A 13,358-nucleotide genomic window follows, 5' to 3' on the forward strand; every position below is an offset into this window, starting at 1 on the left:
TCCACTCAGAAATGCCGTTGTGCGGCGGTGTGCGGCCCTGCGGGTGGGGCAGCGCGCGCAGCATACGGCAACGGCGCACCGCCCGAGGGGCGCGGCGCCGGGTCCAGGGTTTTCGCGGGGCGGCGGTTCACCGGCGCACCGGCATGCGCCGCCCCAGGGCCACGGTGGCCAGCACCGCCAGGCCAAACGCCACGCTCACCGCGTCCAGCGACTCGCCCAGCAGCGGCACGGCAAACAGCATGCTCATGAACGGCTGGGCCAGTTGCACCTGGCTCACCCGCACCGTGCCGCCCAGGGCCAGGCCGCGGTACCAGGCGAAGAAGCCCAGCCACATCGAAAACACCGCCACGTAGGCAAAGCCAGCCCAGGCCGCGGCAGGCACCGCCGCCTGCGGCCATGCCAGCCAGGCCAGCGGCAGCGATACGGGCAGCGACAGCACCAGGGCCCAGCAGATCACCGCATCGGCGCGCATGTGCTGCGCCAGCCGCCCGCCCCAGGCGTAGCCCACGGCGGCGCAGGCCACGGCGGCCATCAGCAGCAGATCGGCCGGATGCAGCGACAGGCCCTGCCGGCCCGAGCGCAGCACCGCGAACACCACCACCAGCGCCGAGCCCAGCAGCGCGCAGGCCCAGAACGCGGCAGACGGCCGCTGGCGGTGCAGCAGCGCGCCCACGGTGGCGGTCGCCAGCGGCAGCAGGCCGATGATCACGGCCGCGTGCACGGCGCCCACGTAGCGCATGGCGATGGAGGTGAGCAGCGGAAAGCCGAACACCACGCCCAGCGCCGTCACGGCCAGCGGCCACCAGTCGCCGCGCTGCGGCAATGGGGCGCGCTGCCACAGCAGCAGCGCGGCCGACAGCAGCCCGGCCACCGCCGCGCGGCCCATGGCCAGGAACAGGCCGGACATCAGCGGTGCCTCGGGCGTGCCGACGGCCAGGCGCGTCATGGGCAGGGTGAGCGCGAAGATCGCCACGCCCAGCAAGCCCAGCAGCAGGCCCCGTGATTCCGAATCACCCCCTGAGTCGCTTCGCGCCTTCCCCCTCCAGGGGGACGCCGCCGGTGGCCTGGCCAAGCCAGCTCCACGGCGTCCGCTGGCTTGGCCTGCTCCGCGGCCTTTCGACCAATGAGGATGCGCCGGTCTCATGCGGCCACCATCCACAGCGCCGTGGCCAGCAGCACGACGGCCATCGCGCGGTTGAACCACAGCAGGCGCTGCCCGTGGGCCAGCCAGTGGCGCAGCAGCGCGCCGGTGGCCGCATAGGTGAAGTTGCTGGACAGTGCGAAGAAGGCCATTGCCGGCAGCACCACGGCCATGCGCTGCAGGCTGTCGTCGCGCCCGATGACCCAGCCGGCCACGATGGTCAGCGCGAGCAGCCAGGCCTTGATGTTCACGAACTGCAGCGCCACGCCCTGCCAGAAGCCCACCGACAGGCGTGCCGCATCGGCCTCGGACAGACGGCCCGTGTTCGACAGCTTGAACGCGAGCCACAGCAGGTAGCCGATGCCCAGGGCCTTGATGGCCCAGCGCAGCGCCGGCACCGCCACCACCACCGCGCCCAGCCCGGCGGCGCACAGCACCAGCAGCAGACTCCAGCCCACGGGCACCGCCACCACGAAGCGCATGGCGGCGGGCAGGCCGCGGTTGGCGGCCAGCGCGGTGGACAGGGTGGTGTTGGGCCCGGGGGTAAAGCTCATGGCAGTGGCCAGCACCAGCAGGGCGGTGAATTCAACCAGGGGCATGGGTGGGGTCCATCGTTGGGAATGAAGTTATGCGATGCACTGTAGGGGCAAAGTCCATTACAGTACCAATACAGTCAAACCCCACAATTTCATGCACTGTATCGGCAATTGCATTGGCACAGTGCCGGCTCAGGAAACGCCTCCATGCTGACCCGCACCCCCGACCGCACCCTGACCGAACAGCTCGCCGAGCGCTTTGCCGAGCGCATCCACGCGCGGCTGCTGCCCGCGGGGGCCCGCCTGCCTTCGGTGCGCGAATGCGCGCGCCAGCAGGGCGTGAGCCCCTACACCGTGGTGGCAGCCTACGACAAGCTACTGGCCCAGGGGCTGGTGGAGGCCCGGCGCCAGCGTGGCTTCTTCGTGCGCGATTTTGTGCAAAAACAGGCTCCGACGCCCGATGGGCAAGCGCTGACAGCTCCTACAAAAGGAGCAAAAAATGTGTCGCCGCTGGCCGGCGTCGGCGTGCGCCTGTCGGGCTCGCACATCAACGCCACCGCGCTGATCCGCGGCATGTTCCACCAGGCGTCGAGCAAGCCCCAGCCCGGTGCGGGCGTGCTGCCCATCGGCTGGCTGGACGAGGCGCGCTTCATGGGCGCCGCGGTGCGCAAGATCACCGGCAGCAGCGCGCTGCGCGACGGCTCCCTGAGCTACGGCGAGCCCATGGGCGAGCCCGCGCTGCGCGAGGCGCTGGCGCGGCGCATGGCCGACATCAACATCCACGCCCAGCCCGATCAGATCATGACCACCGTGGGCGCCACGCAGGCGCTGGACATCGTGAGCCGCACGCTGCTCAAGGCGGGCGACCCGGTGATGGTGGAGGAGCCCGGCTGGTCGGTGGAGTTCGCGCGCCTGGACGCGCTGGGCATGCGCGTGCTGCCCGTGCCGCGCGGCCCCGAGGGGCCGGACCTCGCCGTCATGGCGCGCTACTGCGAGCTGCATGCGCCCAAGCTGTTCGTGAGCGTGAGCGTGCTGCACAACCCCACGGGCTACAGCCTGTCGCCGGGCAGCGCGCACCAGGTGCTGCAGCTGGCGCAGCAGCACAACTTCCACGTGGTCGAGGACGACACCTACGGCCACATCGCCGCCGACCACGCCACGCGCCTGACGGCGTTGGACGGGCTGCGCCGCACCATCTACGTGAGCGGCTTCGCCAAGATCTTGGCGCCCAACTGGCGCGTGGGCTACCTGGCCGCGCCGCCCGACCTGGTGGAGCGGCTGCTGGACACCAAGCTGCTGTCCACGCTGACCACGCCCTCGCTGCTGGAGAAGGCCCTGGCGCTGTGCATCGAGCAGGGCCAGCTGCGCCGCCATGCCGACCGCATGCGGCTGCGCCTGGCGCAGGCCCGCGCGCGCAGCGTGCAACTGGCGCTGGAGGCGGGCTGCAGCTTTGCCGCCGAGCCCGCGGGCATGTTCGGCTGGGTGGAAACCGGCGTGGACACCGACATGCTGGCCCAGCGCATGCTGGACGAGGGCTACCTCATCGCGCCCGGCGCGCTGTTCCACGCCACGCGCCGCCCCTGCACGCTGATGCGCATCAACTTCTGCACCACGCAGGACCCGGCGTTCTGGCGCACGTGGAAGAGAGTGGTCCAATCGGGCTGAAGCGCTTGATGGGCAAGCGCAAGCAGCTCTCTTTTACGTAGCGTTGGCGTCAACGCCGCGGCGGCGTGAGCCCCAAGGCGGTGTTCACCTTGTCCAGGTTGTCCACGTGCGCCTGCAGCATCTCCTGCAGCCCGGTGCGGATGCCCGCATCGTCCACCAGCGGCAGCAGCTCGCGCAGCTTCTTGGCCACCCAGCCCTGGCCGCGGTTGAGGAAGGCCAGGCGCTCGCGCAGGTCGGGCACGGCCATGGCCTTGTCGTAGAAGTCGCCCGTGCGGCTGCCGGGCGTGCCCTCCAGCGTGCGGATGGCGCGCATCAGCATGCCGCACCACTTCACTTCGTCGCGGTGGATGGCGTCGATCAGCGCGCGCAGCGCTTCGTCCTCGGTTTCGGTGCGGCTGCGCAGCGCCACGCGCGCGCCGGCGCGCTCGGCCTCCAGCAGCTCGTCCAGCCGCGCGATGAGTGGGGCGTGGCGCTCGCGCTCCGCATCCCCCGCGTAGCACACGGGGGACGCCACGGCCACGGGCGTGTCGTTCAGCAGCCGCAGGTGCGCGGCGGCCTCGGCGGCGATGCGGCGCAGCCGCTCGCCCGCGGGTTCGATGGCCGTGATGCGCCCCACACCCTGGCCGGCGTACAGCGCCATGGCCTCGAAGTCGCCGGTCATGGAGCGCAGCGGCGAGTCGGTGCTGAACAGGTAGATGGGCCGGCCTTCCTCGTCGCCGATCACCGTGCGTGGGATGTCGCCTGTGGCGGCGAACGGGTCGCCGCGCTCGCGCCGCGTGACGCTGTTGGCCAGCACACGCACCGCGGCGTGGGGCGGCCAGTTGATGTGGAAGTCCTCGGTCAGCACGGTGTCGCCGGCCTGCGCGGCCACCAGCCGCTGCTTGTGCGCGTCGTGGGCGAAGGACTCATGCGTGGCCATCAAGGCGGTCCCCAGCACCGCGGCCTGCGCGCCCTGGGCCAGTACACGCGCCACGCCCTGCCCATCGGCCAGGCCGCCCGCGGCGGCCACGGGGACGCTGGCCATCGCCAGTACCTCGGACAACAGCTCGGCCAGCGGCTGGCGCCCGCGCACATGGCCGCCGGCCTCCACGCCCTGCGCGATGAGCGCCTGCGCGCCGGCCTCCTGCGCCTGCAGCGCCTCGGCGGCGGAGCCGATCTGGTGCACCACGGTGATGCCCGCTGCGCGCAGCCGGGCAATCACGTCGGCATCCACGTCCCAGAACAGGCTGACCACGGGCACCTGCAGCGCGATGAGCAGGTCCACCTGCGCGCGCAGCAGGGGCGCGGGCGTGGCCGCGGGGATCAGGTTCACGCCGAAGGGCAAGGCCGTGCGCTGGCGCACCTGCGCCACCTCGCGCTCGATCAGCGCCAGCGGCTCGCGCACCATGCCCAGGAAGCCGAACCCGCCGGCCTCGGTCACCGCGGCCACCAGTTCGCTGCGCGACACGCCGCCCATGCCCGCGAGCATCAGCGGCAGGCGGCAGCCCAGCAGGCGGCACAGGGGGGTGGCGGGCGGCGCGTCGTGCATGGAGTTCTCCTGTGGGCTGGCGGCTATGGAAGAGCCGGCCATCATGCGTCCTGCGCCACGCACGGTGCAAAGGCCATGCCGGCGCCATGGATGGCGTGCGCTATGAAAAAACTAGCTGCTCGCGCTCGCCAGGAAAGGGTTGCGCGGTGTTTTAGCTCAAAACGCCGGGGTGCCGCGCCGTCACGCGCCGGAGAACACCCCCAGCCCCGCGAGCATGACCAGCAGGATCAGCACCGGCGTGACCCAGCGCAGCAGCAGGCTCACGACGCGGGCCAGCCCCTGGTTGCCCAACTGCCCGTGGTTGGAGAGTTGCGCCGCGAATGCGCGCTCGCCCCAGGCCCAGCCGACGAAGAGCGCGATGGCGATGCCCCCCGCGGGCAGCAGCAGGTTGGACGAGAGGTAATCCGCCCAGTCGAACAGGGTGCGCCCGCCCGGCTGGAAGGCGGCCAGCGTGCTCTGGCTCAGGGCGCAGCCCGCGCCCAGCAGCCCCAGGATCAGCAGCGTGAGCAGCGTGGCCCGGGGCCGGCTCAGGCCCCAGCGCTCGTGCAGGATGACGACCGGCACCTCCATCAGGGAGAGCATGGCGCCGGTCGCGGCGATGGCGGTGAGGAGGAAGAACGCCGCCAGCAGCACCGAGCCACCCGGCATCTGCGCGAACACCGCGGGGATCGTGATGAACACCAGGGATGGCCCCGCCGACGGCTGGAAGCCGAAGCTGAACACCGCGGGGAAGATCGCCATGCCCGCCAGCAGCGACACCGACAGGTCGGCCAGCATCACGCGCGTGGCGGTGGCCGGGATGTTCTGCTCGGCGGTGAAGTAGCTGCCGTAGGTCATCATCGTGCCCATGCCGATGGACAGCTTGAAGAACGCCAGGCCCATGGCGGTCAGCACCACCGCGGGCGTGATCTTGTGCCACTCGGGCGCGAACAGGAACGACAGCGCCTGGCCCGCGCCGGGCAGCGTCAGGCTGTAGCCGCCCAGCAGCACCAGCAGCAGGAACAGCAGCGGCATCAGCCGTTTGGTGGCCGCCTCGATGCCGCGGGTGACGCCCAGCAGCAGGATGCCGCCGATGAAGGCCAGCACCACCCACTGCCACAGCAGCGCCTGCACCGGGTCCCGCACCAGGGCGTCGAAGCTGGCCTGCGTCTGCACCGGGTCGCTGGACAGCAGGTTGCCCGACAGGGCCTTGGCCACGTAGGCAAACACCCAGGCGACGACCTCGGAATAGAACGCCATGATCAGGAACGCCGCCGCCATGCCTGCCACGCCGATCAACCACCACGGCGCGCCGCGGGGCTGCAACTGGCGCAGCGCAGAGATGGGATTGGCGCGCGCCTGGCGGCCGATGGCGATCTCGGCCACCATGAGCGGCAGGCCGATGAACAGCGTCGAGAGCAGGTAGATCAGCAGAAAGCCCGCGCGGCCGTTGGCCCCGGTGAGCGAGGGGAACTTCCAGATGTTGCCCAGCCCGACGGCGGAACCCAGCGTGGCGGCGAGCACGCCCAGGCTGGAGGAGAAGGCGCCGCGGCTGGTGGCTGCGTGGGCGCGGGAGGCATCGGTGCTTGAAGGGCCGGATTTGCTCATGATTTGATAGTGGTCTGCGCGCCTGGATTGTGCGCTACGGCCCAAAAACACCACGGGCCGTGAGTCGCCATCAGTGCGCGTGCGGGCGCTCCACCACCAGCTCGGACAGCACGCGCAGCAGCGCGCGGTTGACGTATTCCAGCTCCAGCTCATGCGTCTCGCACAGCTGGCGGATGGCGCCCGCGTCGTCGCTCTCCAGCGCGCAGGCCATCTCCAGGCTGGGGGCGTAGGGGCCGGTGCGCAGCACCGCGGCGTCGTACACCCGCTCGGACAGCGGCACGCGGCGCAGGATGGTGCCCAGAGGCTCGCGCAGCACCTCGTCCAGCTGCGAGAACAGTCCGCTCAGGTACACCTCGCGGCGCAGGTCTTTGCCCACGCCAGCGTCCAGCAGGTGCTCGGTCAGGCGCGCGCGCAGCACCATGCTGGCGCGGATGGGGCGCAGATCGGGTTCGGTGGCAGCGTGCGGCAACTGGTCGGCCAGCCAGCGCCCCAGCGAGCCGTAGCCCATCATCACCAGGCCGCGGCGCAGCGAATCCACGCCGGTGGACAGGCCGAGTGCAGCGGAGTTGGTGTAGACCATGAAGCGGTAGGCCAGCAGCGGGTCCTCGCCCAGGATCTGCTCGAAGCGGTCGATGGACTGTTCGTCGTCGATGGCCTTCATGAGCTTGAGCACCACCTCGTGCGCGGGCTGGGGCTGGCGATGGCGCAGGCTGTAGAGCACGTCCTCCACGGGCCAGCCGGCCACGGCCAGCGCGCCGCCTTCGTCCAGGCAGTGCGTGAGCAGCGCGCGGCTGGCCACGTTGTCATACACCTGCCCGGCGATCAGCGGACTGCGCTGGCCGGCGGCACGGGGGCTGGCATCGCTGCGCCCCGCAGCCGCGGCCTGCAGGGCCTGCACGGCGTCGCTGCTGGACAGGTGCAGCAGGCTGTTGTCGAACAGCCGCGCGGTGTCGGCGTCGGGCAGGTGGTCCAGCTCGCCGCGCCACACCAGGCGCAGGCCGCGGGCGTGGGCCTGGCGCGCGCGCTCGCGGATCGCGGGCACGTCCAGCCAGGCCTGGGGCACTTCGATCCAGGGCGCGCCGCGAGGGGCGTGCTCCAGCAGGTCCACCAGCAGCTGCTGCGAGCGAGCGGACAGCAGCAGCGGCGGCGAGCTGGAGGTCCACAGTTCCTGGATGGTGCGCAGCAGGTGCGGCGCATCCACCAGGGTGGCGCCCTCGCTGTGAACGTACAGCTGGATGCCGGCCAGCCGGCGCGCGGCATTCCAGAGGGGCCGGTAGCCCAGCACCAGGCTGCCAAGAACGGATTGGACCATGGGGTAGAAGTGTGGTCAGAGCGGGATGCCGGCCATTGTCACGCCAGTCGCGCGGGCGCGCACGTGGCGAAACCCTGCGTGCGCGGCGTCAGCTGATGAAATTGAAGAGCGACAGGCGCTGCACCTGCGCGTAGGACTTGAGCGCGGCCTCGTAGCCCACGCTGGCGTTCTGGAAGTCCGAAATACCCTGCACCATGTCGAGGTCCTCCGCGCGCGAGCGGTCGGCTTCGAGCTGGATCGAGCGCTTGTCCTGGTCGCCGGTGATGCGGTCGGCGCGGTTGAGCAGCTCGCCCGCATAGCCGCGCATGTTGTGCAGGCGTTCCATGCCGGCGTCGATGTTGGCCAGGGCCTGGCCGACGGCCTGGGCGGCGGCGTTGTTGTTGGCCGCGCCGCCGATGTCGCGGATGGCGCTGTCGATGCTACTCATCAGGCTGGGGCTGGGCTGTAGGGTGATCGAATCTCCGTTGGCGGGCGAATACACCAAGCTGCCATCGGCCTGCTTGATCGCTCCGGCATTGATGGTGAATGACAAACCGGGAAGATGCACCGCAGGGTTGGCGGCCGCGGAGATTTCGATACTCAGGGGTTTGTCGTTCGGGAAATCGGGAATGACGACGGGCGCCGAAGCAGTTCCCAGTGTTAGATCCTGAATGGTGTAGGTGGCGGTCGAGGTTCCCGGGGTGGCTCCTGGTCCCACTGCGCTGAACACAATGGCGTATTTGTGGCCGGTCACCTGGGAAGGATCCACGGGTGTGATCCCCGAGGTGGTGAGAGTGCGGCCGCTAGGAAGGGCGCCCAAGCTGGCGTAATACACCCCGTCCCTCTGCGGATCGAACATCAGCGCCGCATGCCCGTCCACGGTGGTGGGAATCGACGTGCCGCCGCTGGCCGCCTGCCCGGGCAGCCCGGCGAACAGGTAGTCGGGGTTGCTCAGTAGCGGGCCGGTGAAGGGCTCCAGCGCACTGCCCAGCGCGCCCAGCAGCGGCACACCGTTGGTGTCCTTGCGGTTGATCACCTGCGTGAGCTGCTCGCGCAGGCTCTGGATCTGGTTGGCGTAGGTCTTGCGGTCCTCGGGCTTGAGCGCGCCGCCACCGGCGGCCACGACCAGCTGGCGAATCTCCTGCACCAGGCCCACGGCGTCGCCCAGGGTGGACTCGGCCTGCGCGATGGCGTTGCGCTGCACGTCCAGCGCGCGTTGCTCGGTCTGGATGCGGCTGATGCGCGTGAGCGCGCGCTCGGCCTGGGCGGCGGCCACGGGGTCGTCGCTGGGACGCACCACGCGCTTGCCCGCGGTGAGGTTCTCCTGCAGGTCCACCAGGGATTTCTGCCGCGCGCTGAGGTTGCGCAGCGTGGCGTCGTACATGTTGGCGGTGCTGACGCGATAGAAAGAGCTGCTCATGGCGGTTCCTTTCAGCGGCCCATGGTCTGGATCAGGTTGTCGAAAATGTTCTGCGCAATCTGCAGCATCTTGGCGGATGCCTGGTAGGCCTGCTGGTATTGGATGAGCCGCGCGGCCTCCTCGTCCAGGTTCACACCGGAGACGGCCGTGCGGCTGGCTTCCAGATTGCTGGCGATGGAGTCCGAGAGCTTGGCCGCGTACTGGGCGCTCTGCGTGCGCGTGCCCACCTGGGCCATCAGCCCGGCGTAGCCGTCGGATAGCGTGGACTCGTCGAACATCTTCACGTCGCGCAGCGCCATGAGGGCCGATGCGTTGCCGGCGTTGCGGGTGTACCAGTCGCCACTGAGCTTGGCATCCCCAACGGTTACCGTGTCCCCGTCCTTGGGGGTGCCCTGCAGAGTGATGGACCAGCCGTCGATCCGAAGCGGCTCTCCTGGCACATAGGGAACGACGGTCGTACCCGGGGTGTAGGGTGCTGGCGGAGGAAGGTTCAGCGGCTGATCATTGGTACCCGTGATGACAAATCCTGAGGGTGGCCCGTCGCGGTACGTGAGCTGCACCCCTCCAGCGGGTGGGAGATTGAGCACGCCAGTGGCAACCACCTTGCCTGCAGTCGCATCCCAATGCTGGCCAGTGGCCTTCAGTTCCGCCAGTTGCAGCGAGCCCGCGTTGGAGGTGCCCATGGCCGAACTGATGGGGTTTGCCGCGGCCAGCTCGCGCGGCGAGTACACCAGTGCCTGTATGTTGGCCGCGGCGCTGGCAAAGGGCTTGAATAGCACGCGCTCGTTGACGGCGCCCGCGGTGCTGAACTTGAAGGTTAGCCCGTCCATTTGTGTACCCGCTGAGGCCATCAGATTCGCTACGTTGATGGTCTTGCCGTCGGATAGCCGAATGATTTGCCCTGGAACCTCGCCAGTGGGAGTGGGCCCCCCCGTAAACCGCACCTCGTAGTCCGATGCGGCGAACTCGGAAGTGCCCAAAGGCGTTTGAAAATCGATGAATCCTTGTGCCGTTCCGCTGGTATAGCCCGGCGCCTTATCGGGTTCGGAGAACAGTGGCTTGCCGGCCTGTCCGTCCAGTGTCAGGCCCATGCCCTGTTGGTAGTTCATCGTCCGGCCGATGGCCAGCGCCATGCGCCCCAGCAGGTTGCGGCCCTCGGCCAGGTCCTGGTTGGCAAAACGCAGCAGGCCGGCCACTTCGCCGCCGCCCAGCATGCCCTCGTTCAACTCCACGGGCGCGCCGCCCGCGGGCTTGAAGAACAGCTGCGTGAGCTGGCTTCCCGGGAACTGCTGGGATTCCGCCACCAGCACCTCGCTGGCCTTGTCGCCCAGCACCAGCGCCTGGCTGCCGCCGATGAACACGCCCACCGTGCCGTCGTCCGCTGGGATCTGCGTGGTCTGGATGAACTGGTTGAGTTCGCGAATCAGCTGGTCGCGCTTGTCCAGCAGGTCGTTGGGGCTCTGGCCGTTGCCCTTCACGCGGGCGATCTGCTCGTTCACGTCGGCGATGCTCTTGGCCAGCGAGTTGATGCGCGTGGCGTCGTTCTGCAACTGTTCATTGACCGAATAGGCGATCTCGTGCAGCTGCTCCGCACTGCTGCGCATGCGAGCGGCCATCTCGTCCATGCGGGTGAGCGTGACGGTGCGCGCCGTGATGTCGGTGGGCGACGCCACCACATCGGCCAGCGAGTTCAGCATGTCGGTGATGGCTGCCCCCAGGCCGCTGGTGCCCCCCTGGAACACGTCCTGCAACTGGCCGAGGCGCTCGGCGCGCACGGTGTCGCCCGCCTGCACCGCCTGTGCGGCCGCGGCCTGGCGCGTGAGCAGCTCGTTGTGATTGCGCAGGATGGTCGCCACCTGCACGCCGTTGCCGATGTAGCCTGAGCCGGTGAACTGGCCCTGCACGGTCTCCATCGCCACGTTCTGGCGCGAATATCCGGCCGTGCTGACGTTGGCGATGTTGTGCCCGGTGGTCTGCAAGGCGACCTGGTTGGCGAGGAGGGCGCGGGCGCCGACGTTCAGAAGACTCATGGTTCAGTGCGTTGGTTCTTATGGGTTCAGGCCTGCGTGCCGGATGCCTGGGCCAGCACGGGCGCGCTGGGGGTGCGCGCCACGCCCAGCGTGCTCTGGATGGCGCGGCTGAGCTTGGCGGCGTATTGCGGATCGGTGGCGTAGCCGGCCTTCTGCAGCTCCGTGGCGTAGGCGACGGCGGAATGGGTCTTCTCGCGCGCCTTCTCGTAGCGCGGGTTGTCGTTGATCAGGCGTGCGTAGTCGCGGAACGACTCCTCGAACGAGTCGTAGGCGCGGAACTTGGCGACCACCTTGCGCGGCGCGCCGTTGATGTATTCGGTGGTGGTCACCTCGGCCACCTTGCCGGTCCAGCCCTTGCCGGCCTTGATACCGAACAGGTTGAAGGAGTTGCTGCCGTCCTTGTGACGGATCTCGCCCTTGCCCCAGCCCGTCTCATGCCCGGCCTGGCCCAGCATGAAGCTGGCGGGGATGCCGCTGCTGCGTGCCACGCGCTCGGCCGCGGCGCGGTGGTGCTGCACGAAGTCCTCACGGCCCTTGGGCGACGCGGCACGCGGATTGTCGGCAGGCGCGGCCTTGCGCAGCGCGACGTCCATGCTCAGCGTGGAGCCCGGCACCAGCGTGGTCTGGCCGTCGCCGCCCAACTGGCGCGAGAGCTGGCGCTGGATGGCCTCGGCCAGCCCACCGGGCTGGCCTGCCATCTGCACCGACAGCTGCTGGTCGAACAGGTCGCTGGCCAGGTTGCCCTCGGCGCCCTCCAGCAGGCCGGACTTCATCGTCGCCTCGCGCATGCTCTTGATCAGCTCGCGCATGAACAGCGATTCAAGCTGCTTGGCGGCTTCCAGCGTGGCGTCTTTGGCCGACTGCGCATCGCCTTGGGTTGCCTGCAGCTTCAGGTGGTTGAGCGAGCGGCCGTCCACCGCCAGCGCCTGGCGCGCTGAGGTGGTGGCGGCAATGGGTGAGAGGGCCATGTCAGATCACCTCCAGCTCCGCATTCAGCGCACCGGCGGCCTTGATGGCCTGCAGGATGGCCAGCAGGTCTTGTGGGGTAACGCCCAGGCTATTCAGGGCTCGTACCACGTCACTGAGTAATGGTGATGGTGGAACGTTGATAACTCGGCCGGCGTCGGCCTGGATCGCGATATCGCTCTTAACCACAGAGACAGTAGTTCCCAAGGACAGCGGGTTGGGTTGGCTGATGACAGGTGTTTCACTGATGGTGATCGACAGGTTGCCGTGCGCAATCGCGCAGGGGCCCAGCGTCACCGCCTGGTTGAGAACGATGGAGCCCGTGCGCGCATTGATGACCACTTTGGCTGCTGGACTAGAGTCGGGCAGCTGTAGTTCTTCCAGCTCGGCAATAAAATTGACGCGGGCGCCGGGGTCTTGCGGGGCACGTACTTGCACCGTGCGCCCGTCAAGCGCTGTGGCTGTGTTGGCGCCGCCGCGGGCATTGATGGCTTGGGCCACTTTGCGGGCGGTTTGAAAGTCTGATGCGTTCAGGTTGAGGGTGATGGTGTCGCTGTCATGCAAAGGCGTTGGTACGGTTCGTTCCACTTGTGCCCCGCCGGGTATCCGCCCGGCGCGCAAGTGGTTGACCTGTACGCTGCTGCGATCTCCGGCAGTGTTGGCTCGTCCACCTGCGGCACCTGCTCCGGGAACCACCACATTACCCTGTGCCATGGCATAGATTTCGCCATCTGCCCCACGCAATGGTGTCGCAATCAATGTGCCGCCTTTCACTGATGGCGCATCCCCAATAGATGACACGGTGACATCAATCGACTGCCCTGGCTGGGCGAAAGCGGGCAACTGTGCTGTAACCACCACTGCTGCAACGTTTTTAAGCTGGGGAGCTCCGGCGTCCACCGGCAAGCTGATACCCATTTGCTGCAGGTAGTTCTGCATCGTCTGGGCTGTGAACCGCACCGAAGCTGAATCCCCCTTGTCCAATCCCACCACCAGGCCGTAGCCCGACAGCTGGTTGCTGCGCACCCCCTGCACGGCTGCGATCTCTTTAAGCCGCACAGCCTGCGCGGGAGCGGCCATGCCCAGGACGATTGCCAGGGCCAGGAGCCAGTGGACGATGTGGGGGTAGGGCAGGGCTTTCATGCCCTCCATTGTGGGAGTGCGGCCTGCGCGCAAAGCGTGGAAAAGCGGGGG

At 68.9% G+C, this 13,358-nt stretch carries 10 protein-coding genes; 1 reads left to right on the top strand and 9 read right to left on the bottom strand.

Annotated elements, in window-relative coordinates; genetic code table 11:
* Window positions 1-127: 127 nt before the first annotated feature.
* Together I3K84_RS14980 and I3K84_RS14985 are read right to left on the bottom strand one after the other, a co-directional pair.
* Window positions 128-1,072, bottom strand: coding sequence for a DMT family transporter (locus I3K84_RS14980; RefSeq protein ID WP_103738065.1), 945 nt, complete (start codon window positions 1,070-1,072; stop codon window positions 128-130).
* A 68-nt stretch (window positions 1,073-1,140) separates the two neighbouring features.
* Window positions 1,141-1,740, bottom strand: a complete 600-nt coding sequence (locus tag I3K84_RS14985) for a LysE family translocator (protein WP_196994889.1) — start codon at window positions 1,738-1,740, stop codon at window positions 1,141-1,143.
* Window positions 1,741-1,884: 144 nt separating this feature from the next.
* Here I3K84_RS14985 and I3K84_RS14990 point away from each other — a divergent pair, with 144 nt between their 5' ends.
* Complete coding sequence (locus I3K84_RS14990) at window positions 1,885-3,342, top strand: PLP-dependent aminotransferase family protein (protein ID WP_196994890.1); 1,458 nt, start codon at window positions 1,885-1,887, stop codon at window positions 3,340-3,342.
* A 49-nt stretch (window positions 3,343-3,391) separates the two neighbouring features.
* Here the strand turns inward: I3K84_RS14990 and I3K84_RS14995 are convergent, their stop codons facing one another.
* The 7 genes from I3K84_RS14995 to I3K84_RS15025 all read right to left on the bottom strand — a co-directional run bounded on the left by I3K84_RS14995 (window position 3,392) and on the right by I3K84_RS15025 (window position 13,307).
* Window positions 3,392-4,870, bottom strand: coding sequence for a nitronate monooxygenase (locus tag I3K84_RS14995; RefSeq protein ID WP_196994891.1), 1,479 nt, complete (start codon window positions 4,868-4,870; stop codon window positions 3,392-3,394).
* A gap of 180 nt (window positions 4,871-5,050) precedes the next feature.
* The gene (locus I3K84_RS15000) at window positions 5,051-6,457 is read right to left on the bottom strand and encodes a sodium-dependent transporter (protein ID WP_196994892.1); all 1,407 of its coding nucleotides are present in this window, start codon (window positions 6,455-6,457) and stop codon (window positions 5,051-5,053) included.
* A 70-nt stretch (window positions 6,458-6,527) separates the two neighbouring features.
* Window positions 6,528-7,769 carry an HDOD domain-containing protein gene (locus tag I3K84_RS15005; protein WP_103738062.1) on the bottom strand — a complete coding sequence of 414 codons (1,242 nt, stop codon included), beginning with the start codon at window positions 7,767-7,769 and terminating at the stop codon, window positions 6,528-6,530.
* Between the two features lie 88 nt (window positions 7,770-7,857).
* The gene (locus I3K84_RS15010) at window positions 7,858-9,168 is read right to left on the bottom strand and encodes a flagellar hook-associated protein 3 (RefSeq protein ID WP_196994893.1); all 1,311 of its coding nucleotides are present in this window, start codon (window positions 9,166-9,168) and stop codon (window positions 7,858-7,860) included.
* A gap of 11 nt (window positions 9,169-9,179) precedes the next feature.
* Complete coding sequence (gene flgK, locus I3K84_RS15015) at window positions 9,180-11,198, bottom strand: flagellar hook-associated protein FlgK (RefSeq protein WP_196994894.1); 2,019 nt, start codon at window positions 11,196-11,198, stop codon at window positions 9,180-9,182.
* Window positions 11,199-11,224: 26 nt separating this feature from the next.
* Window positions 11,225-12,166, bottom strand: coding sequence for a flagellar assembly peptidoglycan hydrolase FlgJ (gene flgJ / locus I3K84_RS15020; protein WP_196994895.1), 942 nt, complete (start codon window positions 12,164-12,166; stop codon window positions 11,225-11,227).
* A 1-nt stretch (window position 12,167) separates the two neighbouring features.
* Window positions 12,168-13,307, bottom strand: coding sequence for a flagellar basal body P-ring protein FlgI (locus I3K84_RS15025; RefSeq protein WP_196994896.1), 1,140 nt, complete (start codon window positions 13,305-13,307; stop codon window positions 12,168-12,170).
* Window positions 13,308-13,358 lie beyond the last annotated feature (51 nt).

It is taken from the genome of Diaphorobacter sp. JS3051, from assembly GCF_015832135.1.
Lineage (GTDB): Bacteria > Pseudomonadota > Gammaproteobacteria > Burkholderiales > Burkholderiaceae_C > Diaphorobacter > Diaphorobacter nitroreducens.